Raw genomic sequence first — 25,371 nt, forward strand, 5'->3', positions numbered from 1 at the left:
AATTTCCATTACATCATAACCACATCAAACTGCTCTTGTATGTACAGAGGCTCAGCCTGGATTTTAACTTGCTTGCCAATAAAGACTTCAAGCTCCGCAAGCGCATGAGACTCTTCGCCTTCTAGCGCCTCAGCCACAGCTGCCGCTGCGTAGACCACAAACTTATCGGCGTCGTACGCACGATTCACTCGCGTGATCTCTCGAAGAATTTCATAGCAAACCGTTTCAACCGTTTTCACACTGCCGCGACCTTCACAGGCAGGGCAACTCGAACACAGAATATGCTCAATACTTTCACGAGTTCGTTTACGCGTCATCTCCACTAACCCAAGCTGTGTGAAGCCGTTAATATTGGTCTTCACACGATCTTTGTCCAGCGCCGCCTCCAAAGAAGTTAGTACTCGCTTACGGTGCTCTTCAGACAGCATATCGATAAAGTCGATAATGATAATGCCGCCTAAGTTACGCAGACGCAGCTGACGGGCAATCGCCTGTGTCGCTTCGACGTTAGTATTGAAGATCGTCTCTTCTAAGTTACGACGGCCGACAAATGCGCCAGTGTTAATATCGACAGTCGTCATCGCTTCTGTTTGGTCAATGATCAGATAACCACCAGACTTTAATTCGACTTTCCGATCCAAAGAGCGCTGAATCTCGTTCTCGGTATCGTACATATCAAAGATCGGCTTATCGCCTTCATACAACTCTAACTTGTCGGTCAGCTCTGGCACGTACTCAGAAGTGAATTCTTTTAGGTTTTCATATTCTAGACGAGAATCGACCTGGATCTTGCTCAGCTCAGTTCCTACAAAGTCACGCAAGATACGTTGACTTAAACAAAGCTCACCGTACAAACGAGTGCGTGCTTTGTGCTTACCACGACGCTCTAACACTTTTAGCCAAAGTCGCTTCAAGAACGCGGCATCTTGTGCAAGCTCATTAGAATCAGCACCTTCGGCTGCGGTACGGATGATAAAGCCACCGTGTTCGTCACAGTAACGAGAGACCACTTTCTTAAGGCGATTACGTTCAGACTCGCTATCGATACGCTGAGAAACACCAACATGGCTAGCACCCGGCATAAAGACCAGATAACGAGATGGTAGAGTGATATCTGTCGTTAACCGGGCCCCTTTGGTACCTAGGGGATCTTTGACGACTTGAACCACGATATCTTGCCCTTGGCGAACAAGCTCTGATATATCACGAACTTGAAACTGTTTCTTTTCATTTTCAGCGACACATTCAGTATGCGGAACAATATCAGAGGCGTGTAAAAAAGCTGCTTTCTCAAGACCTATATCCACAAAAGCTGCCTGCATCCCTGGCAGAACACGACTGACACGTCCTTTATAGATATTTCCTACGATGCCGCGTCGAGCATCTCGTTCGACATGGATCTCCTGAAGAGTTCCCCCTTCAATCATGGCCACACGAGTTTCACTCGGGGTCACGTTCAGCAACAATTCAGCACTCATGGTGCACCTCAGATCTGTAATTATAAGAATTCTTGCAGTAGCTGGTCCGTTTCAAATAAAGGTAAGCCGACAACGGCGTAATAACTACCTTCGATTCGGGTAACAAAGCGTCCACCCAAACCTTGGATCCCATAGCTACCGGCTTTATCGCATGGCTCCCCTGTTTCCCAGTATTGTTCTATTTCTTTTTCACTGAGGGGTTTAAACCATACGTCGGTAATAACGATTTTTGTATTTTGTTGTGTAGCCGAGACAACAGAGACAGCCGTCATCACCTGGTGGCGATGATTAGCTAATTGAGTAAGCATTCGCTTAGAATCAGAAAAATCCGCAGGCTTCTCGAGTACCTGCCCTTGACTGACGACTACGGTATCAGAACCTAGAACGACATGCTGCTTTTCAGGATCACTAACACCTAACAAAGACAAAGCAGCTAAAGCCTTATCCAATGATAGCCGCTTAACATATTCTTCGGCGGTTTCTTGAGCGTGTTTACACTCTTCCACATCAGTCACAAGAACAGAAAACTCATAACCAAGTTGAGATAGCAGCTCTTTGCGGCGCGGGGAACCAGATGCTAATACTAAAGACTTCTTTTCCATCGTCACGCTACCTTACATGCCAATGACGACGAACTCGTCTCATTAATAAAAACATCCAAGGCCAAAGTATACAGTTTATCAGTGCACTCCATAACGACAATGGATTGAATACGACATCTTGAATCAAATATTCACCAAAGAATATCAATACTTCAAATAACACCGTTAACGCTGCAATGATCATGCCTTGCTGCCACAATGCCATATTACGAATGACAAGGAAGTTAAGCGCAATTATGTACATAACAATTGCCATCATCATTCCTCTAATCCCTAGCGTAGAACCGATCAAGAGGTCCCACAATAAGCCAAGAATCAAAGCACTACCCACGTTAACACGATGAGGCATAGCCAAAACCCAGTAACAGGTAACCAGTAGTAGCCAAGATGGCCTAAAAAGATCTAAACTACCAGGCCAAGGGATAGTTTGCAGAATAAGTGCTATCAAAAATGAGCAGCCAATTACTATTTTACTTCTTAAAACACTATTGGCCATCTTCACCCTCTAACAATACTTGTTCAATGCTGGATTGCTCTGCTTTCATCTGTTTGTTTTCATCAGGCCATACAAGAAGCAAGTATCTGAGCTTATCAAACTCAACCACTGGCTCTGCTTTAATAACGGCAAACTCGCGTTTCGGGTCGTAGTCAACCGAAGAAACATGAGCCACTGGATACCCTTCAGGATAAACCCCACCCAAACCAGACGTCACTAATAGATCTTCTTGTTGGATATCGGTGCTGGTTGGAATGTGTTCTAGCTGGATCTCATCCATCATGCCATTACCCGAAGCTATCACCCGAATATCGTTTCGAATAACTTGCACAGGAATTGCGTTGTTTGCATCAATAAGCAGTAGAACACGGCTATTGTGAGCAGCAACAAACGTCACTTGGCCGACAATGCCTTTCTCGTTAATCACCGGCTGCCCTTCATACACCCCATCAATCTGACCTTTGTCGATCACGACTTGATGACGGTATGGTGAAGTGTCGACTGCCATCACTTCTGTGACAACTTTCTTCTCATCACGGATAAACGGCGATCCTAACAGTTTACGAAGGCGCTTATTTTCTTCTTGATATTGGTCAAGCAGAATCAGCTCACTCTTCAATCGTAAGACTTCTCGTTTAATATTATGGTTAGATTCGACTAGCACTTTACGAGTACTAAAACGGTCGTATACACCATCGAACATAGTGCGAGGCAAGTTGGCTGCATACTGAATAGGGGCAACCACGCTGTTTAATAGATAGCGAACATTTGAGAAAGCATCTAAACGACTATCAGCCAGCATAAGGCTGGCTGATAAAGTTACAGCAAAAAACAGGCGCAATTGTAGAGAGGGACCTCTACCAAAAATTGGCTTCATTCTATATTTGGTCCTAGAGCTACATTTGTTCCTATAGACAAGGTCCTAGGCTCTTCACATAAAACTAGATAAGAAAAGAGCCTAACACTAAATATTATTCTTCGCTGAACAGGTCACCACCGTGCATGTCGATCATCTCTAAGGCTTTACCGCCACCTAGAGCAACACACGTTAATGGCTCTTCTGCAACAACAACAGGGATGCCGGTTTCTTCAGTTAACAAACGGTCTAGATCTTTTAGTAATGCACCACCGCCAGTCAATACCATACCGTTTTCTGAGATATCAGAAGCCAGTTCAGGTGGACACTGTTCAAGTGCAACCATTACTGCAGAAACAATGCCAGATAGAGGCTCTTGAAGTGCTTCAAGAATTTCGTTTGAGTTTAGGCTAAAGCTACGAGGCACACCTTCAGCAAGGTTGCGACCACGAACTTCGATCTCTTCCACTTCATCGCCAGGGTAAGCTGAACCGATTTCGTGTTTGATCTTCTCTGCTGTCGCTTCACCTATCAAACTGCCGTAGTTACGACGAACATAGTTGATAATAGCTTCATCAAAACGGTCACCACCGATACGAACAGAAGATGAGTAAACCACGCCATTGAGTGAGATAACGGCAACTTCAGTTGTACCACCACCGATATCAACCACCATAGAACCCGTTGGTTCAGATACGCGCAGGCCAGCACCAATCGCAGCAGCCATAGGCTCATCGATAAGGTAAACCTCACGAGCACCAGCACCTAGCGCCGATTCACGGATAGCACGGCGCTCAACTTGCGTTGAACCACAAGGAACACAAACCAAAACACGAGGGCTTGGTTTAAGAACACTGTTATCGTGCACTTGTTTGATGAAGTGCTGAAGCATTTTTTCCGTTACGTAAAAGTCGGCAATCACACCGTCTTTCATTGGACGGATCGCTGAAATGTTACCAGGCGTACGACCAAGCATTTGCTTAGCTGCGTGACCAACAGCAGCAACACTTTTTGCAGACCCTGTACGATCTTGACGAATAGCGACAACTGAAGGCTCATCAAGAACAATGCCTTGGCCTTTTACATATATAAGGGTATTGGCGGTACCTAAATCAATCGATAGGTCGTTTGAAAACATGCCACGAAGTTTTTTAAACATATTCTTCGCTCATCCTGCAAGAATTAGAAGACAAAAATTGCACTAAATGTACCAATGCCTTGCTGTCACGGCAAGGCATTGAAGTATAAACATGGACTGAAACCCGCAATTTCTTACAGATTCCTAACTTAAGAGGCAAATATTATATTATTACTGACCTGTTAAACCACTTTCACCTCGGTAAATCACACGATCGTTACCGCGGTAGATACCAAATGTGACGACGGTGGAGGGATCTTCATCACCTAGCTGGCGCCAGTTGTAGCGCAACCATGGTTGATCTTGATCACTGCCACTACATGAGATGTTATTTCCATCATCACTCTCAGGCTCAGAATCATCCATTCTTAGCCACAGACGGACTTGTTCACGTGGCGAATCTGTACCTGTTGGTGTATTTTGATTCGCGGTAACCTTTTCCTCACCATCATCGACGCTGCCACTGCCGTTAAGTGAAGCTAATGTGGTTGTCGCTCCCTCACTGTGCCAAATGACTTGCTTACAGGCATTTGCACCATTGAAGGTACTGCGGTCATCATCTTCATTCACAACAAATTCATTACCATCCCAGAACTCAGATCGCAGTGGAATCGTTAAAGTTGTATCGGAATTGCCACCAATATCATCTAGCGCCATTCGACCATATCGAGCTGGGGGCTGAACCAGAAACTCTACAGAGTCTGTCAAAGTATCTGAATCAGTAAATGACACAGGGTCAACACCGTCTACCGTCAAACCGAAATGGGTAACAGTAGAATTAGCATCCGATGTATTAAAAGGATTATCCTTGCGGCTAACACTATCAGAATCCGTAACTCGCTCAAGAACAGCGGCACTATCGTTCAACAACCAATGCTTGCGATCAGTAGACCAAGTACCTGATCCAGTATCTAGCAAGAATCTATTATCGACAGCAGTATCATCTAGAACACCAAATTCTGCCTGTAAGTCTGGATGGAAGAAACGATAATTGTTAAGCACGTTGTCAACACTGCTTTCACCTGATGCCATTGGGTACACTTGATGAACTGCAGAATCATAAGGTTGGTCTAAGTATGCAATATCACTTTGATTTGCAACATTCCACTCAGGAGTATCTTGGACAAAGTATTTAGGGTAAAAACGCCCTATCGATTTACTACCAGAAAAGCCACTTAAAATTGAACCATAAAAACTACCGGCCTCTGTCGCAATAAAGTTAAAGCTACCCACTTCTGAGTATTTTAAACTCTCGAATTTATAGCCTTTATTAGTCTGATCATTCGGGGAAATTTGCTTAGTTAGTTGAACTTCAGGGGTTAAATCCCCTAACTCAGCGTCTGGGTAATCCGTAGTTGAAGGTGTCTCTAAAGTCGTTGTCACTTGCACGCTTGCTGTAGACTTAAAGTAATTATTCGTCAATAAGTTATCATCAGTACAAACATCAGATGAGTTGGTATGCTTGATTGGACGAGCGTAGACATCAAACGCCTCACCAGCGGCAACAAATGCAGCACCACCAATGCTATCACCATCAGAGTTATTATCAGTACAAATTGCAAATTTCCAAGGGCGAGAATACACAGAGAAACTTCCCTCTACATCGTAACTCCCATCTTCGGGACAACCAGCAAAACCAGTACAATCAAAACTACTGTCTTTTAAAGTGACGTTGAAAAGACCTGATTCAGAAACAGTTAAGTCAGTTGTAGCACTACCACTTTCAAATTCAGGCAAGTAAGTTAACACCCCATCAGAGCCATTCCACGAACTATCCAGCTCATGAGCAATGGTAACTTCCTTCTCGGCTTCACCTACATAGTTTTCGGCAACCACAATAGAATCACCTAGGTCACAGGCTAAAACTTTAGTTACCGTAGGTGTAGCCTGCCCAGCAATAACGTCAAGACGATTGGTTGGAGTATTGCCATCCACTAATGAGAATTTAAACGGCACGAACTTGAACTGACTTTCAACCTCTTTGCCAGAGTCATCCACTAATGTTGCAGTGAGTGTGTAATCAGAGTCAAAATCAATATTGGCAGTCTCTTTAGCGACAATTTTTAAAGTTAATTCACCATCGTTATTAGAAAAATAATTCGGGTATGCACCTGTACCTGAACCTTGCTGTACAGAAATGTCGAACTCATCAGCGTCTGGCGCAATACCTACGGTAACACCTAGACTTTCCGCCACACCATTATTAGAGGTATTAATGGTAAATTGAGGGGAATCGTCGCCACACATTAAAGCTAAATCGGTTGCGGGGGAAATATCAATTTCATAGTCATCAACAGGCACAATACAACTGGTCTCAGCATGAATTAAAGCGCTTGATGACATATTCACTGATTTAGCAGATACCGCACCATATACTCTAGCTGCTCCGCTCATATCAACATTTCTTTCACTGTAAAGTAAACCGACCAGCGTGCCACTTCCATTTAGGCTGACAAGTTGGCCACCATTTTGTAATACGTTCACCCTAAAATGTGTGTCACCCGCAAGCACGGGTTTATCACCATTCCAACGAACAATTGGAATTCCAGCATAACCATCATTGTTAACAGAAAAGTTTTTAGTAAAGATCGTAACCGTATCACCACTCTTTACGTGTAATTTACCTGTACCATTGATATTAAGTGAGCCAATTTTATATTTACCAGACTCTATTTCAACCACTGCACCAGTACCAATTGAGATGCTGTCATATTCGTAAATCTTCACACCACCAACAGTGATAGGTAAGGAAGTGACATTGTGGGTGTAAGGGATATCTAATGAGTTACCTAAGTTGTCTGGAACATCTTCTAATGCTTCTTTATCGATAAGTAAGTCATCCAAGCCGTAACATTCCTGGCCTTCACAAGCGGAACCAGTTCTGTCATTGGTATTCGAATTTAAAAAGCCTACGTAACGATTCCCGCTATCTCTGAGCGCCCCTACTATTTTGGGAGAGCCATTGATTTCCAAACTCCCATTCGAACCTTTCCATGTTTGTACTGGACTTTTATTATTGAAGCCCTCACAAATACCGATGTCATTAGGCCGATCAAACATAAAAAAGCCTACATCTTCAGCAACGTGAGACCTTTCACTGTCCTTATCCATATCCTCTTCAACAATAAAGTAAACTTTATCTTTCGTGATATCACAACGACGAATCCAGCCACCATTATTACCGTCACGAGAGTTCTTATTAGCAACTAAGATCGGAGGAGCATCAAACCTTGCATCAGCTATCGAAGTAAACTCTTTACAACCGATTTCTATTGGAGAAATGACTCTTTCACTCAATGTAGTCGTAACTCTTGTTTCAGCATTGCCAAGGAAAAAACGAGCACCTTGAATAAATCCTGAACCTTCACCAGCCACAAAAGCTACATTCTCTTTAGATGATATAGAGTTCTTTTTGATGACTTCAGATTTCTCTAATGCCAAGGAAAAGCTTTCAACTCCCACACCGCGAGCCATTCCGGTAAACCACGCCGATGTGTTATTTTTTGTTTGAGGTTGAACTAAAACTCCTGGCTTAGAATTAAAAGAGTCTAAACCATAATCCTCATAGCGAATAATATCTGCATTGTTTCTTTCTCCAGAAGTTTGAGACGCGGCGGTGTTTGTATCTACAAGACCAGCAACAATTTGACTTTCACCATTATTTAAAGAGATAACGCCTTCTTCGATAACAAAATAATCAATATAATTACTACTTTTTAAAGGATTCCCTTGCCCACTCATAGGAGCATCTAGATATGCAATGTTGTTTGTCTTTTTCTTAGCATTCGGTGCTATTTCCTGGACTATTGTCGCAGATTGCCAAGTTGTATTGATTACAGACGCTGTAGAAGGAAGCTCTGTTGTCCCATTACTTCTAACGGATAAGCTTGCATCAATGGTTGGCATAACAAACACAAGCGGCTTAGGTTTCGCTATGTCATAGGTATTATTAAAATTCAGCGTACAAGTCACGACTTGCTTGTTCTCAGGCCCTGGAGATGAAATCGTACAATTGTTATCCGTAAGAGTACCAAACTCGAATTGAGGGTTTTGATTAACAGGGGGAGTTCCTGAACATGCATCAACTGGATCTGTTCTATACAGGCAAGTGCCATGAACCACACTGTCATTATCTTTAAAGTATATCGTTGCCCAATTATTATTAGCGGCAGTCGCATTTCCGCGAATAACAGTGTCATCATCTAAGTTAATATTATGATTTGTACTATCAATATTACCAATAATCTCTGACTCGGAAATACTTAACTGTCCAATTGCAACAACGCTCCCACCGATGCGAGATTCATCAGTAATTATTATCTCGTTATTACTCCTATTTGAGACGTCACCCGCCACTTCAGAATCATCAATAGTAACTTTTGATCCTCCGTCGACATCTCCTTGAACTGTAGAGTCATTTTTTACTTCTATTTCATTTAAAGTTCGATTCGATACATCACTATTAACGGTGGAATCATCAATAGTAATTTTTGAGCCCGCATCGACACGCCCCCAAACAACAGATTCATCTTTTATTTCTATCTCATTATTTGTTCTATTAGTAACCCTGCCATTAACTTGAGAATCAGAGATAGTAATTTTAGTACCACCATCAACGTTTTCTGTAACCCATGAATCCGACTCTAAAACAATCTCATGATTACTAACGTTGGATACTAAACCTCTAATTATCGAATTTTTAATTGTCACCTTATTGTTTACAACGATATCAGCACGCAGGTCTGAGTTTTCAAAATAACTAGAGCCGTTGGCACCACCTTCTAAGAAAACTTTATTGTTATTGTGTGTGATATCACTGTTGATCAGTTTAAATCCACCACTCGCCCACAATGTTGCATTGTTGTTCATTTTTATATATGCATTATCCGCGTCAAACACCCCGTTACAGGAATAGGTTTTGGGATTTCCACCACTGACACTTGTGTTACCAGAACATAGAAAGTCGAAGTGCCCTCTATTATTTAAGTTGTAATTAGTTTGAGCGTAAGAATCAAAAGACAAGCACGAAAATAAAAAAACGAGAGGAGAATACCTTAGAAACTTTATACTATTCATGTCACTACTCCCTCACCCAAACTTCTTGAATACGCTGTACTTGGCTCACACCAGAACCGCAAATTACCGAAGACTCTAGAACATAGAAAACAAAGCCATCAAGCTCTCCTCGATTGGAACACTGTATTCGATCAAGAGAACAATTCACCGGAGCTGTGTTAACCATAGAGCTTGCTACCGTAAAGATCCCACCTCCAGGTTGGAGATCATTACTGCTACAAACACTAGCAACGGCAGAAGAAGCCTGAGGATCAAGGTCCGGATAAAACTGAGTCATAACATACTCATTAACAGAGTGACTGAGCAACCAAGCTTGTGTGCCAAGCACAACTCGAGTGTTTGAATCATTATCAGACCAACTAGTTCGACTCAAACTTGTCGCTAAAAAACCAAGCACCACGATAACAAAGATGACAATGACTAGCGCACTACCTTTTTGGGTTGATTTACGGGACATTAATCACCTGTATATCTTGCTCAAACACTGTGGACTCATTATTTTCTGCAAACTCGAGAATCAACTCAACAACACCGTTACTCTGAACATCCGCAGGTTGATAACTCAGAGTACTATTCTCACTCATAACTCGATCGCTTATTGTGACACCATTACGAGTTAGTAAATTACTATTCGCAAGGCAATACTCCACAAGGTTATTTGAGTCAAAAATGTAGTGCCTTTTACCTACAGATTCACTGACAAGAGTGTTAGCTCCATTTGGAATAGAAAAGTAAGCAGCAGATACGCTTGGAGGAACCACACTATCAAGGGGGTATATATTATTGAGGTTGCTGATATCTGTATGTGGCCTAGTCGGATTGATAGCCAATGACATAGATTGCAATGAACTACTTGTCGCTCCAGTATCACTAACTAAGAAATTAATATCTGCCCCCGAGGTAGCGTAAAAACCTGAATCAACAATTGGATAAAATGATACGCAACCGCTACTTACAGAAGCAGGAAACAGATTAGGTACAGCATGTCTCACTTCACGAGAAAGCTTTTCCAATACAAATCTAGCTTCGGTTTGGAGTCGAAAGCGCTCTACAGAACCAAAATAGCCTCTCATTCCAAGCTCAGTAAAGTTCGCAACACCAAGCAAGACAATACTTGAGATCACAATAGCTAGAATCATCTCTATAAGCGTAAACCCTTTCCCTTTCATTAATACTCCCCTCTATAAGCAACTAAGGTGATAGGGGGATTATTGCTTGCGGTGATTGTTAACGTAAATTTCTGCATCGAAGCTGTTGGCGTATCGTTGGCAACGACCAAATCCACATCAAAATTAGTATAAGTGCTGCCGAGTTCAATTGGAGTACCAGAGCTCACCGTTCCGTAATCTCGAGCTAACAGATCAGTCATAATACTTTGACCTAATGCCGAAGCTCGGTTGGAATAATTCACTTGCCCTGAAAGCGCAGATTGTGGTGCAAGAAAAGTAGAAAATGCGAGCATTGCAAAACCAAGTAGTACAATAACAATGATCGACTCGATAAGCGTAAAGCCACTATTTACGTACTTCATGGGCATACCTGATTACTTGGATAAACAAAACCTTGAGAATTGATACAAACCCAAGCTCTGCCGGAACTATTATTAGATGAGATAGTAATTTGAACACCAGATGAAGCACTGTTTTCAGGGTTACCTAAAAGGTTGAATTCGATTGGAGAAGAATAGCTAGAGGTAGGTACAGACGCGAAACTATAATCATCACTAGCGATAGCATCACTTCTTGTTTCAGATGTGTTGTCACAAGCAGATTGCGAACCGATACAATTGTTCGCTGCCACTAAACGTAAGCTTTCAGCGCCTGACACAGACATGTCTATATTCGATTGCATTCTATTCAACTGAACTTGCCGAACGACAGAAGAAACCTGATTTTGAAGAGCATAAAGTTCATAGTTTTGGCGTCCACCAAAACGACTAATAGCCGTCGCTGAAATAATAGCTAATAAAAGAATCACTGCGATTAACTCTACAAGAGTGAAACCTCTGTTTGGCTTTGTATTCATATATACCCAAAGTAGCTAGTTATGACTCTACATTACAAGATAGACTCAAAATAATGAAGGTTTCTAATATGAGTTTTAATACTAATTCTAGTTTATGATTTGAATAAAAAAGGCCAGCAAATGCTGGCCTCTAGCTTACCGAAGCAAGCTATTTAGTTACCATTACAACCAGCACCAAGAGTCACAGATGTAGATGCAGCAGAAGCCGCTGTTTTACCAGTAGCCTGTGTATAAGTAACAATACACTCATCTTCACCATCAGCAGCTCCAGAGAAACTGAATGAGATAGTACCTGAACCACCACTAGTAACGTCTTCCCAGTCCTCATTTAAGCCAACAACCGCAGCTCCAATACCTGTAGATGTTGCCGTTGGATAACCAAAAGCAATATCAATACCTTCAACACTTTCTCCTGAAGATACCGCTTCTAAACCTTTTACAGCGGCTTTACCGTAAGTAATACCCGCAGCACCATCAATAGCGCCCTTTAAGCCTTGCAGAGAAGACTCACGCGCATCATCTTGCAGGTTTAAGAAACGTGGTGCCGCTGTTACAGCAAGAATACCCAGAATAACAATTACAACCACTAGTTCGATTAGGGTGAAACCGCCTTGTCTTTTCATAGTTTAGCTCTCTCTATGTTTAATTTTACGCAGACTTACTGCAAAGTTACGGTCACACGACCAGTTTTAATTTCGTAAACAAATTGGTGCTCGGTATTACCTTCTAATTGAATGTAAGTACAGGTTGCATCACCAGAATTCGCTTGCGCTGAATATTTGTAATTTGAGTCGTCATCAATTTCATCAACCGTGCCAACTTCTGGCGGATTCTGCAACAAGTTTCTCATCAATTCCGCACAAGTTTCAGAAGAAATATCTCCAGGTGCGACTGAAGAATCGCTATTCAAAGTCCATGGGTAGCCGTCTCGAAAGTCAGTATCTTCATTGCTACTGTTCTTTGATCTTGTTAACCAAAAATCAACACCATCATAATCTACAGTATTGTATGTTTCAGCGCCGATCTTCTCTGAGGGTCTTGCTTCGGCTTCCCATTGCGCTCTTGCTGATAACACTGCGGTTGCAAAACCACCCGCAACGCCCTCAATACTTGATTTTTTAGCCTCATCAGTCACATCTAAGAAGCGAGGTAAAGCAGCCACTGCCAATAAACCAACAACGACAATTACGACAACTAATTCGACAAGGGAGAAACCCTTTTGATTTTTAAGCATTTTCTACCTACCCATCTAATCACTAACGCGCATTATACATTTGCACACGTATAAAACCATAAAAACAGTGTCAATATATTCACAAAGCCAAAATATTGGCTTTAACACTAAACCGTTCTTTTTTAAGCAATATATCTATCTGATACTGTTCACTATAATGATAACGACAATGAAACTGTATGTTATCACTTTTATCCTCAATACTTGGAGAGCTTAGCCCTAAAATGCTCTCTTGGGGATATAATTGATCCAACCAATAACGGCAATCTCGCGACTCGCCTTGAATCGGCATAAGCCATCCCGTCTGACTATAAGCCTTTGATTGTTCGGAGCTGTTTTTTTGCTTATTTCCCTTCAACAGATACTGTTGTTTGTACAAATTTGCTTGCTCTACAATTCGTTTACTCGCCACGATCAATGCAGTGTTGGCCGCTTCTTCTTCCACCGTTTCCCACGCAGAGAGCAATCCTACAATCAGAAAAAGAATAACCACACTCCAGACAGCAAAACGTGAGCGCTGTAGGTTATTTATCATTGATTAGCCTTTGATTGCATCCAACATTCCCCACATTGGTAGGAAGATACCCAGAGCTAAAACCAACACCATACCGGCAACGATGACCAACAGAATGGGTTCGATTCGAGCGGTTAATGTTTTTAAGTCATAATCGACTTCTCGATCATAGTAATCGGACACTTCAAGCAACAACTCATCGATACGACCGGTTTCTTCACCCACTGAAATCATTTGTATCACCAAAGGTGTAAAAATCTCACTATTAATCGCCGTAGACGAGACCGTACTACCCGCCTCTATGGCCGATTTCATGGCTTGAACTCGAAGCTCAAGGAAACGGTTATCTAAAGCTTCCGCCGACAAAGCTAACGATTGGTTTAGTGGTACACCTGCTTTGAGCATCAATGCAAAGGTACGTGAAAATCGCGACAGCAATGCTCGATTAACGACACCGCCGATTACCGGTATTCTTAGGCGCATTTTGTCCCACTTCTCTAGCCCTTTACCTGTCTTAACCCAGGCTTTAAAAGCAAAGATAAGACCAAAGATCACGCCGAGCATTAGGCCCCAGTAATTGACAAAAAACTCCGACATACCAATTAAGATACGAGTAGGCAGCGGAAGATCGACCCCGAAACGGGCGAACATACTAGAGAACTGTGGAATAACTTTGATGTTAAGAATGAACATTGCGATCAAGATAAAGCTAATCACGAAGGTTGGATAACGCATCGCGGTCTTGATTCGCTTACGAGTCTCTACCTCTTGTTCATAATACCCAGCGAGTTGTAACAGAGCCTGATCTAAACGACCCGTGTTTTCACCAACACCAATCATCGATACAAACAATGGACTGAATGCCTTGGGGTGCATCTGCATCGACGCCGCTAATCCACGACCATTGGTGAGCTCAGCGACGACTTCCTCTAGCGCTGCTTTCAACTGTTTATTTTCGCAATTTTGGGTCAAACCTTTCATCGACCTTAATAGTGGTACACCGGCTTTCGTCAGGCTGTATAACTGTCGACAGAACAGAACCAACACCTCAAGAGGGACATTGGGCGAAAACAGGCTAGATACATCCATATCCAATACAGAGCCGCCACTTTTACCTAGCTTGATAGAGGTTGGAATGATCCCTTTGTTCATCAAGCTTTCAGCAGCAAGATCTTCGTTATTCGCATCTAATTGCCCACTTACTTGGCTCCCATCAGAGCTGCGACCTACATAACGATACGTTGGCATATCATTCTACCCCTACAGATAAATTGGGTCAGTGGCACCGGACGCATCACCCTCGCCAAGATGCATTATCTCATCAAGACTCACCACACCTTGCAGAGCCAGCTCCATAGCTGAAGCCAATAATGGTTTGTAATTTTTGGACTGTCTTGCAGTTTGAGCAAAACCAACCGCATCATTGGCTCTAAGGGCATCCATCATATTCTGTTCTAGCTCTAACATTTCAAAGACACCAATACGTCCACGGTACCCCGTTAGGTTACAGTTTTGACAGCCACGCCCTTTCATAAATGGCACACCCACTTGATTCGGAAAGCGTACGCTTAGCCATTGCTTGCGAGGTTCATCTAATTCATCCTCAACCTGACAATCGGTGCACACTTTACGAACCAATCGCTGAGCGACCACGGCTCGAACCGCACTCGCCACTAGGTAACCCGGCGCTCCCATATCCATCATGCGCAGCGCACTGTCTACGGCATCATTAGTATGCAGCGTACTTAAGACTAAGTGACCCGTTAATGCGGCCCTTAAACCAATCTCAACGGTTTCATGGTCACGCATCTCACCAATAAGAATGATGTCTGGGTCCTGACGCAAAAAAGTTCTCAAAACAGTTGAGAAATCGAGGTTAATTTTAGGGTTTACCTGAACTTGGTTTACACGAGGAAGACGATACTCTACCGGATCTTCTGCGGTAATGATCTTTTTACCTGGTTCATTCAATTCACTTAACGCACCGTATAAGGTCGTCGTTTTACCTGAGCCAGTTGGCCCGGTCACTAAAATCATGCCATGAGGACGACGTAGTTGATGACGAAGGCGAACCAGCAGATCACTTGGTATGCCTGATGCTTCTAATTTACGCAAACCTGCTGATTGATTAAGCAGACGCATCACCACCGATTCACCATGTTGAACTGGCATAGTCGACATACGAATATCGACAGATTGACCTTTCGCGCGAATATTAAAGCGGCCGTCTTGAGGAAGACGTTTCTCTGAGATATCGAGGTTTGCCATCAGTTTTAAACGCAGTACCAGTGCAGAACCGATATTGACTTCGTTTAATAAAGTTTCATGCAATACACCGTCGATACGTTGACGAAGACGTAGGACGTTAGAATCGGGTTCGATATGGATATCTGACGCGCCCACTTGGATTGCATCTTCAAATAACGAATTAATTAACTTAACGACGGTGACTTCGTCGCTGTCCTCTTCGGCTATATCAAAATCGAAGGCATCATGGACTTGGTGTTCAGCATCAAGCTGCTCGGCGAAAGACGCGATCTCTTTGGTTCTTCGATAATAACGGTCAAAACCATCAACAAGCTGCCTTTCAGGAGCGACAACAAACTCTAAAGCGTAATCACCTAACTGGCCAAGCAGTGACTCTTGTGCAAATAGATCCGCAGGATCACTCATTGCAATACGTAACGTATCGCCTTGGCGCCCAATAACTAATGCTCGAAGGCGGCGAGCATGCACTTCGGGTAAAAGCTGAACCGCTTCTACATCGATATTTGCACGGCTAAGATCAATAAGAGGAATGGCAAGCTGTTGCGACAAAAAGCTCAGCATCTGTTGCTCAGACAAAAAACCAAGTTCAATAAGTGTATCGCCAAGCTTGCGACCAGTACTTTTCTGAGCGACAAGGGCTTGTGCAACTTGATCTTCGGTAATAATGCCTTCTTCTACGAGCAAATCACCAAGCCTTTTTCTTAATCTAATTTGCATCGTCGTTCTCCTCTAAGGCATCGATTATTTTTAATCTGTCGCGGACAAAGTTTTGCGATTGAGATGAGATTCCGACTCTGGTTAAGGCACCTTGATATGATTGTTTTGCAGCGGTCAAATCTAGTTGACGCTCTTGCTGGATGGCTAAACCTAGCCACCAGCGAGCATTATCCGAATTAATCTCAACCAACTTTTGATAACTCTCTAATGCAATCTCTTCTTGTTGAGATTTTTGACTCAATGCCGCACGCATTGCTAAATAATCTTGGGTAGGGTTCGGCGGCAGATGGACTAATGGGCTCAATGCGGCTTCAGCTTGATTCGCTTTAACTAACAATTTAGATAAACCTAAGCGTAATTTCTCGCTGTTAGTATTAAGCTTAATACCCGACTGGAAAAGTTCGTAGGCTTTACGAGTATCGCCTTTACCAAAATAGAGAATAGCGAGTTTCTGGCGAACGTCCTCATTTTGAGGAGTATAACGCAGCGCCTCGGCATAACCTTTCAAGGCACCAGTAAGATCGTTTGCATCAAGGGCTTTTTGAGCGCGCCCTTGTGCATTGTGTGATAATTGTTCATGCGTCAGATTCACTTGTTCAATCAGCATGCCACTATTTTCGGATCCATCAGAACCTTCGTGCTCACGAGGGATAGACGTCGAGTTGTTTTTTGCCACACTCGCAACATACACCGGCTTGGGAATTGCTGGCTTATTTGCTTTTGACGCATTCAAAGGTTTAAGTGCCGTTTGTCGCTGTGTTGCTTGATGAGTATCTGCCACATCAAATGAAACAGCCTTAGCTTGAACACTATTTACCGTCGCTGCCTTTTCTACAGAATGGTTAACTAATTCTAGCGTCACCAACTTTTTGGTGGGAGATAATATCGCTTGAGTAGCCACATTCTGTACGTCTACCGAGCTATCAGAAAGCGCCACTTGGGTTTGTGAATCTCGAGTCGATATTGACCTGTCGACGCTAGGGCCTTGCGAGATAGCCCAACCGCCCATCGCTAAACTGAGAGTAAAACCCGCGGCTATCCACACCAAAGGGGAGCGCGAGCGGACTTTAGGTACCACGGCCGCTTCAATCGAAGTTGTTGATTTCTTCTTTGCCAATTCAGACAAGGCGTTGTTAATGACGCTCATAATTAATTCCAACCCCACAGTATTGGCGTTTTAAATTTAGGCTTACACACATCGTACGTTTCATGCATGGCTGAAAACAGATGTTGGTTATCAATACTTTTCTTCTCTTCACTAAACGAAAGTAACAGAGCCTTGTGACAAAGTTGGTTTATCAATCTAGGAATACCTAACGATGAGCGACAAATCGCCTTTTTTTGATTCAAACTGAATAGCCCAGGGTTACCGCCAGACTTAACGATCCGATTATCAATATACGCAACGGTTTCATCGAGCGTAAGCGCTCTCAATGTCGAACTGAACGTGATTCTCTGACGAAATTGCCTGAGGTGGTAAGCCTCTAATCGAATATCCAACTCTGGCTGCCCTAGTAGAACAATCTGTAGCAGTTTTTTGTCTTCAGTTTCAAGATTGCCGAACAACCTTAATGTTTCGAGAGCTTCATCCGATAGCGCTTGAGCCTCATCGAGAATCGCGACCACTCTTAACCCGGCATTGTGCAACTCAATCAACTTATGTTGAATGTTATCGACTAAAGTGGCCTCATTATCGATGGTCAAACCAAGCTCTTTAGCAACAGCTTGACGTAAGTCTGCACCAGAGAGTACCGGATTTGGCAGGTAAATTAAGGCGGTACAGTCGTGTAAGTGATTGACTAACATCCGGCAAACCATGGTTTTACCAGTACCCACTTCGCCCGTCACCTTAATCACGCCCTCCCCCATTTCTAACGCCGAGATTACCGTTTGAATGGCCTCGAAATGAGGCGCTAAACCATAAAAAAAATCGGTATTCGGCGTTAGTGTAAATGGCAGTTGTTCAAAACCAAAGTGAGCTTGATACATTCGACGCTCCAGCTTAGTGAGACACTGCCACTCTATATTGAGAAAGTAAGCAATTACTCTTCATCAGGGAACCACTGCTGTAAAAGATCTCGAGAACGCTCTAACTCTGTTTGCCAAGTATTCACACCCACGATCGTTGGTTTAAGCAAAATCACGAGCTCCGTTTTTTGCGTCAACTGGTTGGTATTTCGGAATAAATGGCCTAATGCAGGAATATCACCGAGGAATGGAACTTTAGACGTCACATCACTGGTGTTGGATTTCATCAACCCACCAATAACAACCACGTCGCCGTCTCGCGCTCGAATCACGGAATCTGATTCACGAATAGAGCTTTTCGCCAGCGGAAGTTGAACCACGCCCGTTGTTGAACCTAGGTTGAGCTCTTTCACTTCTTCCTCTACCTCAATAACGGCTGGGTGAACATGTAAAAAGACACTGCCTTTATCGTCTATCTGAGGGGTCACATCTAAAGAGATGCCAGAGAAGAACGGCGTTAACTCAACTTCGGGAGCAACATTAGCATTATCACCACTGCCTACCGCGCTTGATAAATCCGTCACGTAGTATTCGTCTGTACCCACCTTGATAACCGCTTTCTGATTGTTTGCAGCCGTGACTCGTGGGCTCGATAGCACGTTCAAGTCACCCTGTGTATCCATAAAGCTCAATACCGCTTCGAAGCTACCGTCTGATATCGTTACGTTGGTTTGTCCACCTAACAAAGAGCTGATGGCATCCAATGGAGGTAATGTTCCTCCTGGACGGTCTATAACCACACCACCACTACCAATCGACTTAGATAAATTCGACCAGCTAATACCTTGTTGATAACCATCACTCAGGGTGACTTCCATGATTTTAGCTTCCAAGATAACTTGGCGTTGCAGACGTTTCTGAGAAATACCTAGGAACTCACGAACCTCACGAATCTCGTCAGGGTAAGCGCGTACCGTAATCACACTCGCTTGCGGGGTCACGACAACGCTTTGCCCATTACCCGAACCAATCAAATGAGCAACCGCCGCTTCAAGTTGCGGCCAAAAATCACTTTCAGAGGTCGTTTCAATCTCTGTACCACCGTTCGATGTCGAGTTTGATGTGTTAGAAGAGTTTGATGAATTCGACGAGTTAGAGTCGGAGCTTGAAGAGTTCGACGAGCTGTTGTCCGAGTTGGAGATCGTGCCGGTAGTGATGGTCGTCAATGATCGACCAGAACGCTTCACTTGTAAGTAATCAACAGGAATAGTCACAGTGCGAAGGCCGGCAGGGTATACCTGAATCACCTTGCCACGCTTTTCAATATCGTAACCATACATATCCTGAGCAACAGACAGTACTTCATCTAACGTCACATCTGTCAGGTTTAAAGTGAGACTCCCGGTAACGCTTGGGTGAATAGCCGCGCTGTATTCGGTGCCTTTGACTAAGCTAGCAAAAAAGGTTCTCGCCTCAACCCCTTTCGCCTGAATACGGAAACGTTTAGCCGTTTCCATTCCCGGTAACATAGCATCAGAGTTAAGCTGAGGCATCAGGTCATCTTGTACCGACGAAGGAAGATCATGAAGCGCTTTACTATTCGCTGCATTGATCGATTCGTTCAAAGACTCTTTTATCTCAACAGGATCACGGTGCCCCATCGAACAACCAACTAAAGAGGACACTAAGATTGCTACTACAAGTTTACGCATGTCTTCACTCAAACCTTAATTATTCTTAATATCTAAAGAGAACATCTCTAATTTCCACTGCTTAGAGCTTCTCTGCAGAGTGACGTATTCTGGATCTATATTCTTAACTCGATACCCTGTGATCGTTTCCCCTTGGCCGAGAATCTGACCATTCAGAACCGCATAGCAAGGCGTATCCCCTTTGCAAACAATACTTTCCAATGATGGCAAGCGGTAATGAGTTGGCGCCTTTTTAGTTGGCGTTGTTTTTTGCTGTGGCGTTAGCCAACCTAATGGCGCTGTAGGATCCTGTTCGGCCCAAGCCATTGGGCTACTAAAAAGTAAGGACAACAATAACGTTCTAACCACCGATAAACTCCTGTCTTGTGCCTAGCGTGTAAACCTCAAACACCAGTCGAGCTTTAGGGTATTCTTCGACCGAATACTGAAATGTGCGCCAGTAATAGCTCACAGGGAGAGACTCAAGCGATTGAAGGTAAGCTGAAATATCAAAATAGCTGCCCGTCAGTTCCATTCTCACAGGATGAAGAAAGTAACCAGAGTATTCACTGGTTTCTTGATTGTTTGAAATTGCTTCTGGTTTTAACGATTCTAAAGATTCTAGCTTAAGCCCATTGCCTGCATTGAGAACACTTTCCAGCAACTGCGACATTTGAGAGGGAGAGATCAGTCCATCCACAACCTCTGCTAACTGAAGCGACAGTTCTTGGCTCTCCACCAGCAGCTTTTTATACTCAAGATTAATGTCTTTGTCGGGGTCTCTATTGAGTTTCGCTTGTAGCACAAGCAACTCACCTTGCTGTCTTTGATTCGACTGGCTAAGGCTCATTAATTGATTCTCTTTAGCTTGCAACTCGTTATAAGCTGGCTCAACCACTAAGCTAAATAGCAACATGAATAAGCCAACAAAACCACACACAAAAAGTAGCCATTTCTCTCTCTGACTTAATGCAAGAAACTTATCGCTAAGCTGATTCCACTGTTGCACTATTTACTCTCCCTGCGAGTATTTAATTCAAACGTAACAACATCTTGGTCATTGCGGCCTATCTTTAACTTTTCAAAAGCACGCCCAACAAGATTCAGTTCACTTTTAAACTGACCAATCCAGTTAGGAACGACCTTTGCGTTACGAGCAAAACCACTAAGATCTAAAGTATTGTGAGTCATGTAGATCTGCGAAAGCGAGATGTCATCTCGGCCCAATTTGGCTAAGGCATTCATGACGCCAGAATACCCGACTTGTTGTGATTGGTCGTATTGCCCAACCGCCTTCAACGCCTCTTTCTTTGCCTGAGTCTCACGTTTGAGACGAGCAACGGCCGCCACTTTATCAGGAGACGGTTTATGCTGAATCAACTTACTATTCAATTGCTTAACTTGTTGGTTAAGTTGCTTCGATTGATGCTGTAAAACCGTAAGCTCTTTATCTAAATTTGACGTTTTATATTGCATCAAAAAATAACCACCAAGCAGCAATACAAAAACAAGTCCCCAACTCGCAACAACATTCGTCAGCGTAAAGTATTCTTTCTTAGGCTTGAGGTGTTCAGGGTAAAGATTGACATTAAAAGCCTCTTTTTCAGCCGCGAGTTTAACCAGTAAGCTTTCTGAATTTTCGCGTTCTTCTTCAACTAATAAAGAAACCGTCGAACTTAGTGTATTGTTTAACGCGTCTCGTAGTTCCGCTTCATCCTCTTCATCACAGCAAATTTTTAGCTGATGAAGTTGGGTACCTTTAATTTGAGAAGAAAGGTAATCAATCGAGCGTTGAAGCTCTAAAGCAAGCCCATCTAACTGCAGGGCACTTGATGCCACACCGGTTAAAGGTGGGACTACACTACGGATTGTTCTTTGGAAACAAACGGTATTTTCAACAAATGCGCCCAGCTTAAAATGCGTATTAGCACTACGCTGCAAAAGAAGAAAATTAGAAAGTTCACCGGCACTGTCACCCCAGATTTCATCTTCAGGAACAACACCTTTCAGCTCAACTTGTGCTGAAAGAGTAATCTTCACTAGCTTGTCTAACAGTTTTTTGGGCAAAACATAGACTTGTAACTTGTTCGACGTGGGCAGCGCAACCGCACTCGCCGTAATCTCTGTCACTCTTTCAGAGACAAGATCTTTCAGTAAAAAAGGCAGTGCAACCGACCATTCGCTCTCTGGAATATCCGGTTTATCAATCTGATAAGTTTGATAATAATTAGCACAAACAATTAATTGGACGCTATTACTATCAAAGACTTTACTGCTAAGCGATTCTTTCAGCGCACTTTCCCAATCTCCATTCACCAGAGGGGTGCTAGTTACTTGCGGTGCTTGCCCTGTCACTGAAACATAAACAGCATCATTACCTAACATGACAACTTGAGAGCTGCCTTTGTTATTCGTTGGCTTAATCTTGTCTAAAATCGCTTTAAAATTCATGCTTAGCTATTACTCTTGCGCCATCGGTTTCTTCGACCAACTTTCACAACAGATTCAGTTTTCACTGCCTTTGCTTTTTGATCAGGTAAAGGGATAATTTGTTGTTCTTCGTCGAAATATCGCCCTTGATAGCCGTTTATGCCTAACTCTATCAAGGTATTCTTTTCTTGTTTTGTTTCGACTCCCACCGCAATCACTTGAGTTGGTGAGTCACCACATGCCCCAATTAAACTGCGGACAAACAATTGATTCTCATGCCGTTGATCTATTTTCTTAATCAAACTTCGATGAAGCTTAATATAATTAACCTTTAAATCTTTGATGTAGTGAGTGCTAACGATGGTTCGCCCAGCTTGACCAGCAATAACTTTACACCCTAACCCCCTCAACATCTTTGCTACTGGTCTCATATAATCAAGATGAGCAATGAGATGCCCTTCTGAAAACTCAAAAGCAAGCTGAGCCCGATGCTGAGTGGAAAGCTGTAATAGTTCGCTCCTGAACCACTTAAAATACTGTTTGTTAGCAAAGGGAGGGACACTCAAGTTAACCGAATAATTGATAGGTTGGGTCGATTCTTTCAACGAGGTCAACACAACCTTCAGAACCGATTGATCCATTAGAGCTTGATAACCCACTTGCTCAACCGCAGGCATAAATCGAGAGGATTTCAATAAGCCTTTATCTGGGTCCTGAATTCTAGTAAATATTTCTCTATGCAATTCATTAGCTTGACCACGTTCTGACATAAGATAACATCGCTGAACAAAGATTACTAAATTTTCAGGAAGCAAAGCTTTATCAAGTAATGTTCTCCAACGAACACTGCCTCTATCAAGTTCATTTTTATTTAACTTAGGGTAGCGACTCCAGTTGTTAATACGCTCCAACTGGGCACTTTTTAGTGCTGTTTCCGTTTCATCCATAACCTGACTATGTCGCTCACCTTCTACGTACATGGTTACACCAATATGACACCAATTATCAGGCTCAAGAGGCTCGGGGGGAGTTAGCTTGCTTAACTGCCTCAAACATTGAGCTGCCAGTGTAGCGATGTCTTTTGTTCCTTGATGAGGGATAAACACAGCGAAGTCCGCTTCATAATAGCGAGAAAAAATGACATCAGGATAGCGTTGAACAATATTAGACAGTACCTGGCCAACCTCAATAATAAAGCCGTCAGTCACTTGCTTGTCATTAACATCACATACCTGTTCCCATTCGTCGATACGAATCAATAAAACCCCTCCTCGAGCACCGCTTTCATGCAGTGCTGATTCCAGCTTATTGTCAAATAAGACTCGGTTTGCCGTTCCTGTGAGTTTATCTAAAAAGGTATGCGTACGAATAAAGGTATCAAAACGGCTTCTTTCTTGACGAGCATCTTGCAACTCTTCTATCAATACATCTAAAGCTTCACTTGCCGTATAAGGCCATTCACGTTCATCTCCTTTTGCATGAGCTTCAACCTGCCCTGCGAGGATCATTCTTCCTCGCTCTTCCAACATTTCAGAACCCATTAACTGCTCTTTCAACCATCGAACACCACGAGCCAAGCAGAAAATAATCAAAACAACCGCTAAAGTAATCGACCACATCGCCTCCATTGAGTAGCTATAACCGATGTAAGGAGGCAGGGATTTAAATTCGATTCGATAGCCTTCATTCCTTTCTAAAACAAAGGTTTTCTCATACAGGCGATTAGGATCAATTTGTGGGGAGGTATCTTTGAAACGATAGACGATGCCGCTCTTATTCGAGAGTTTCATCTCAACAATATTACTGGCTTGCAACATCTTAGGCATCCAACGTTGCATCGAATACGCGGCGTCTGGTTCTTCCATCTCTCGATCGACAACGTCGACAATACCCACCAAATAATGGTCTAGATAGTCCTGCCCAAGACGCTTAAACGAAAGGGTGCCACCTATAAAAAGAATGAACATCGCACTGATTACTATCACTGTGACAAATGCGACCAGTCGGGTGCTCAATTTTAGTGTGGGGGTATATCTCATGAATAACGAAATCCTTTTCAACTCATATTATACCGTATTGCTACTTATACTATAAATTGAAGTTCTAAATAAAGCATTGATAATTATAGTTAATAAAAAGCAGGTAATAAAAAACCGCGATAAACGCGGCTTTTTCCAATTCAGTACTGTCTTTATAATATATTAAAAACGTTGACTAAAATGGGATGTCATCATCAAAATCCATTGGCGGCTCATTATATTGAGGTTGAGCCTGCTGAGGAGCTTGTTGGGGTGCTTTAGGCTGCTGTTGAGCAGGAGCACTGTACTGTTGTTGTGATTGCTGCTGTTGTTGTGGCTGCTGTGGTTGACCCCAACCACCTTGCTGTTGGTTACCCATACCACCTTGAGCAGGAGCACCGCCTTGAGCACGGCCACCAAGCATTTGCATGACACCGTTGAACCCTTGAACAACCACTTCAGTCGTGTAGCGATCTTGACCGCTTTGATCTTGCCATTTACGAGTCTGAAGTTGACCTTCAATGTAAACTTGAGACCCTTTGCGCAGGTATTCACCAGCAACTTCCGCCAGCTTTCCAAACAGAGCAACACGGTGCCATTCTGTTTTTTCACGCTGTTCGCCAGTTGCTTTGTCACGCCATGACTCTGACGTTGCAATGGTAATGTTCGCTACAGCACTGCCACTTGGCATGTAACGAATTTCAGGGTCATTACCTAGGTTACCCACTAATATAACTTTGTTAACTCCACGGCTAGCCATGATTTGCTCCGTCTAAATTCATAGTATCAGAAATTTTTAGCGCACAAGAATAGCATGCTTTTCTGCAGTGATAAATCGCATTCCTATTCTCACGCGACAA

General features: G+C 43.0%; 23 protein-coding genes. All 23 read right to left on the bottom strand.

The genetic code is table 11. The features are described from left to right. Window positions 1–8: 8 nt before the first annotated feature. Window positions 9–1,478: a ribonuclease G gene (gene rng / locus ACED48_RS05390; protein ID WP_017055951.1), complete on the bottom strand. Its 1,470-nt coding sequence runs from the start codon at window positions 1,476–1,478 to the stop codon at window positions 9–11. A 20-nt stretch (window positions 1,479–1,498) separates the two neighbouring features. Continuing rightward, a complete protein-coding gene (locus ACED48_RS05395) occupies window positions 1,499–2,080 on the bottom strand; it encodes a nucleoside triphosphate pyrophosphatase (protein ID WP_017055950.1) in 582 nt (193 codons plus the stop codon). Window positions 2,081–2,087: 7 nt separating this feature from the next. After that, on the bottom strand, window positions 2,088–2,576 hold the full coding sequence (gene mreD, locus ACED48_RS05400) for a rod shape-determining protein MreD (protein WP_017055949.1): 489 nt from the start codon (window positions 2,574–2,576) through the stop codon (window positions 2,088–2,090). Beyond that, window positions 2,566–3,453 carry a rod shape-determining protein MreC gene (gene mreC / locus ACED48_RS05405; RefSeq protein WP_017055948.1) on the bottom strand — a complete coding sequence of 296 codons (888 nt, stop codon included), beginning with the start codon at window positions 3,451–3,453 and terminating at the stop codon, window positions 2,566–2,568. Before mreC ends, mreD begins: the two co-directional genes overlap by 11 nt. Window positions 3,454–3,547: 94 nt before the next feature. Then, the gene (locus tag ACED48_RS05410; RefSeq protein WP_017055947.1) at window positions 3,548–4,591 is read right to left on the bottom strand and encodes a rod shape-determining protein; all 1,044 of its coding nucleotides are present in this window, start codon (window positions 4,589–4,591) and stop codon (window positions 3,548–3,550) included. A gap of 150 nt (window positions 4,592–4,741) precedes the next feature. Further along, the gene (locus tag ACED48_RS05415) at window positions 4,742–9,439 is read right to left on the bottom strand and encodes a DUF6701 domain-containing protein (protein WP_017055946.1); all 4,698 of its coding nucleotides are present in this window, start codon (window positions 9,437–9,439) and stop codon (window positions 4,742–4,744) included. Window positions 9,440–9,650: 211 nt separating this feature from the next. After that, entirely contained in the window at window positions 9,651–10,103 is a 453-nt protein-coding gene (locus ACED48_RS05420; protein WP_017055945.1) for a hypothetical protein, read from the bottom strand. Continuing rightward, window positions 10,093–10,815, bottom strand: a complete 723-nt coding sequence (locus ACED48_RS05425; protein WP_017055944.1) for a PilW family protein — start codon at window positions 10,813–10,815, stop codon at window positions 10,093–10,095. The genes ACED48_RS05420 and ACED48_RS05425 overlap by 11 nt, the downstream gene beginning before the upstream one ends. Further along, window positions 10,815–11,177: a prepilin-type N-terminal cleavage/methylation domain-containing protein gene (locus ACED48_RS05430; RefSeq protein WP_017055943.1), complete on the bottom strand. Its 363-nt coding sequence runs from the start codon at window positions 11,175–11,177 to the stop codon at window positions 10,815–10,817. The genes ACED48_RS05425 and ACED48_RS05430 overlap by 1 nt, the downstream gene beginning before the upstream one ends. Then, window positions 11,174–11,671, bottom strand: a complete 498-nt coding sequence (locus ACED48_RS05435) for a type II secretion system protein (RefSeq protein WP_017055942.1) — start codon at window positions 11,669–11,671, stop codon at window positions 11,174–11,176. Before ACED48_RS05435 ends, ACED48_RS05430 begins: the two co-directional genes overlap by 4 nt. A gap of 152 nt (window positions 11,672–11,823) precedes the next feature. Next, entirely contained in the window at window positions 11,824–12,294 is a 471-nt protein-coding gene (locus ACED48_RS05440; RefSeq protein WP_017055941.1) for a type II secretion system protein, read from the bottom strand. A gap of 35 nt (window positions 12,295–12,329) precedes the next feature. After that, the gene (locus ACED48_RS05445) at window positions 12,330–12,905 is read right to left on the bottom strand and encodes a prepilin-type N-terminal cleavage/methylation domain-containing protein (RefSeq protein WP_017055940.1); all 576 of its coding nucleotides are present in this window, start codon (window positions 12,903–12,905) and stop codon (window positions 12,330–12,332) included. Window positions 12,906–12,984: 79 nt separating this feature from the next. Next, window positions 12,985–13,440 carry a hypothetical protein gene (locus ACED48_RS05450; RefSeq protein WP_017055939.1) on the bottom strand — a complete coding sequence of 152 codons (456 nt, stop codon included), beginning with the start codon at window positions 13,438–13,440 and terminating at the stop codon, window positions 12,985–12,987. 3 nt (window positions 13,441–13,443) lie between these two features. Beyond that, window positions 13,444–14,667, bottom strand: a complete 1,224-nt coding sequence (locus tag ACED48_RS05455; RefSeq protein WP_017055938.1) for a type II secretion system F family protein — start codon at window positions 14,665–14,667, stop codon at window positions 13,444–13,446. Between the two features lie 12 nt (window positions 14,668–14,679). Beyond that, complete coding sequence (locus ACED48_RS05460; protein WP_017055937.1) at window positions 14,680–16,404, bottom strand: GspE/PulE family protein; 1,725 nt, start codon at window positions 16,402–16,404, stop codon at window positions 14,680–14,682. Continuing rightward, the gene (locus tag ACED48_RS05465; RefSeq protein WP_017055936.1) at window positions 16,394–17,551 is read right to left on the bottom strand and encodes a lipopolysaccharide assembly protein LapB; all 1,158 of its coding nucleotides are present in this window, start codon (window positions 17,549–17,551) and stop codon (window positions 16,394–16,396) included. The genes ACED48_RS05460 and ACED48_RS05465 overlap by 11 nt, the downstream gene beginning before the upstream one ends. A 2-nt stretch (window positions 17,552–17,553) precedes the next feature. After that, complete coding sequence (locus ACED48_RS05470) at window positions 17,554–18,393, bottom strand: ExeA family protein (RefSeq protein ID WP_017055935.1); 840 nt, start codon at window positions 18,391–18,393, stop codon at window positions 17,554–17,556. Between the two features lie 53 nt (window positions 18,394–18,446). Further along, window positions 18,447–20,084: a pilus (MSHA type) biogenesis protein MshL gene (mshL, locus tag ACED48_RS05475; RefSeq protein ID WP_017055934.1), complete on the bottom strand. Its 1,638-nt coding sequence runs from the start codon at window positions 20,082–20,084 to the stop codon at window positions 18,447–18,449. A gap of 15 nt (window positions 20,085–20,099) precedes the next feature. Continuing rightward, window positions 20,100–20,432: a hypothetical protein gene (locus tag ACED48_RS05480; RefSeq protein ID WP_017055933.1), complete on the bottom strand. Its 333-nt coding sequence runs from the start codon at window positions 20,430–20,432 to the stop codon at window positions 20,100–20,102. Then, window positions 20,425–21,072, bottom strand: coding sequence for a type II secretion system protein GspM (gspM, locus tag ACED48_RS05485; RefSeq protein ID WP_017055932.1), 648 nt, complete (start codon window positions 21,070–21,072; stop codon window positions 20,425–20,427). Before gspM ends, ACED48_RS05480 begins: the two co-directional genes overlap by 8 nt. Next, window positions 21,072–22,514 carry an MSHA biogenesis protein MshI gene (locus tag ACED48_RS05490; protein WP_017055931.1) on the bottom strand — a complete coding sequence of 481 codons (1,443 nt, stop codon included), beginning with the start codon at window positions 22,512–22,514 and terminating at the stop codon, window positions 21,072–21,074. Before ACED48_RS05490 ends, gspM begins: the two co-directional genes overlap by 1 nt. A 2-nt stretch (window positions 22,515–22,516) precedes the next feature. Then, on the bottom strand, window positions 22,517–24,532 hold the full coding sequence (gene csrD, locus ACED48_RS05495; protein WP_029626924.1) for an RNase E specificity factor CsrD: 2,016 nt from the start codon (window positions 24,530–24,532) through the stop codon (window positions 22,517–22,519). Between the two features lie 175 nt (window positions 24,533–24,707). Beyond that, window positions 24,708–25,271: a single-stranded DNA-binding protein gene (locus ACED48_RS05500; RefSeq protein ID WP_017055929.1), complete on the bottom strand. Its 564-nt coding sequence runs from the start codon at window positions 25,269–25,271 to the stop codon at window positions 24,708–24,710. Window positions 25,272–25,371: the final 100 nt, after the last annotated feature.

The sequence above is a fragment of the Vibrio sp. 5S239 genome, assembly GCF_041439575.1.
Classification (GTDB): Bacteria; Pseudomonadota; Gammaproteobacteria; order Enterobacterales; family Vibrionaceae; genus Vibrio; species Vibrio kanaloae.

Coding starts and splice junctions, on each gene's coding strand:
- ACED48_RS05460 (WP_017055937.1), bottom strand. CDS start 16,404: ATGCAAATTAGATTAAGAAAAAGGCTTGGTGATTTGCTCGTAGAAGAA.
- mshL (WP_017055934.1), bottom strand. CDS start 20,084: ATGCGTAAACTTGTAGTAGCAATCTTAGTGTCCTCTTTAGTTGGTTGT.
- ACED48_RS05395 (WP_017055950.1), bottom strand. CDS start 2,080: ATGGAAAAGAAGTCTTTAGTATTAGCATCTGGTTCCCCGCGCCGCAAA.
- ACED48_RS05420 (WP_017055945.1), bottom strand. CDS start 10,103: ATGTCCCGTAAATCAACCCAAAAAGGTAGTGCGCTAGTCATTGTCATC.
- mreD (WP_017055949.1), bottom strand. CDS start 2,576: ATGGCCAATAGTGTTTTAAGAAGTAAAATAGTAATTGGCTGCTCATTT.
- ACED48_RS05440 (WP_017055941.1), bottom strand. CDS start 12,294: ATGAAAAGACAAGGCGGTTTCACCCTAATCGAACTAGTGGTTGTAATT.
- ACED48_RS05410 (WP_017055947.1), bottom strand. CDS start 4,591: ATGTTTAAAAAACTTCGTGGCATGTTTTCAAACGACCTATCGATTGAT.
- ACED48_RS05470 (WP_017055935.1), bottom strand. CDS start 18,393: ATGTATCAAGCTCACTTTGGTTTTGAACAACTGCCATTTACACTAACG.
- ACED48_RS05435 (WP_017055942.1), bottom strand. CDS start 11,671: ATGAATACAAAGCCAAACAGAGGTTTCACTCTTGTAGAGTTAATCGCA.
- ACED48_RS05450 (WP_017055939.1), bottom strand. CDS start 13,440: ATGATAAATAACCTACAGCGCTCACGTTTTGCTGTCTGGAGTGTGGTT.
- rng (WP_017055951.1), bottom strand. CDS start 1,478: ATGAGTGCTGAATTGTTGCTGAACGTGACCCCGAGTGAAACTCGTGTG.
- ACED48_RS05425 (WP_017055944.1), bottom strand. CDS start 10,815: ATGAAAGGGAAAGGGTTTACGCTTATAGAGATGATTCTAGCTATTGTG.
- ACED48_RS05445 (WP_017055940.1), bottom strand. CDS start 12,905: ATGCTTAAAAATCAAAAGGGTTTCTCCCTTGTCGAATTAGTTGTCGTA.
- ACED48_RS05430 (WP_017055943.1), bottom strand. CDS start 11,177: ATGAAGTACGTAAATAGTGGCTTTACGCTTATCGAGTCGATCATTGTT.
- mreC (WP_017055948.1), bottom strand. CDS start 3,453: ATGAAGCCAATTTTTGGTAGAGGTCCCTCTCTACAATTGCGCCTGTTT.
- ACED48_RS05455 (WP_017055938.1), bottom strand. CDS start 14,667: ATGCCAACGTATCGTTATGTAGGTCGCAGCTCTGATGGGAGCCAAGTA.
- ACED48_RS05465 (WP_017055936.1), bottom strand. CDS start 17,551: ATGAGCGTCATTAACAACGCCTTGTCTGAATTGGCAAAGAAGAAATCA.
- csrD (WP_029626924.1), bottom strand. CDS start 24,532: ATGAGATATACCCCCACACTAAAATTGAGCACCCGACTGGTCGCATTT.
- ACED48_RS05415 (WP_017055946.1), bottom strand. CDS start 9,439: ATGAACAACAATGCAACATTGTGGGCGAGTGGTGGATTTAAACTGATC.
- ACED48_RS05500 (WP_017055929.1), bottom strand. CDS start 25,271: ATGGCTAGCCGTGGAGTTAACAAAGTTATATTAGTGGGTAACCTAGGT.
- ACED48_RS05490 (WP_017055931.1), bottom strand. CDS start 22,514: ATGAATTTTAAAGCGATTTTAGACAAGATTAAGCCAACGAATAACAAA.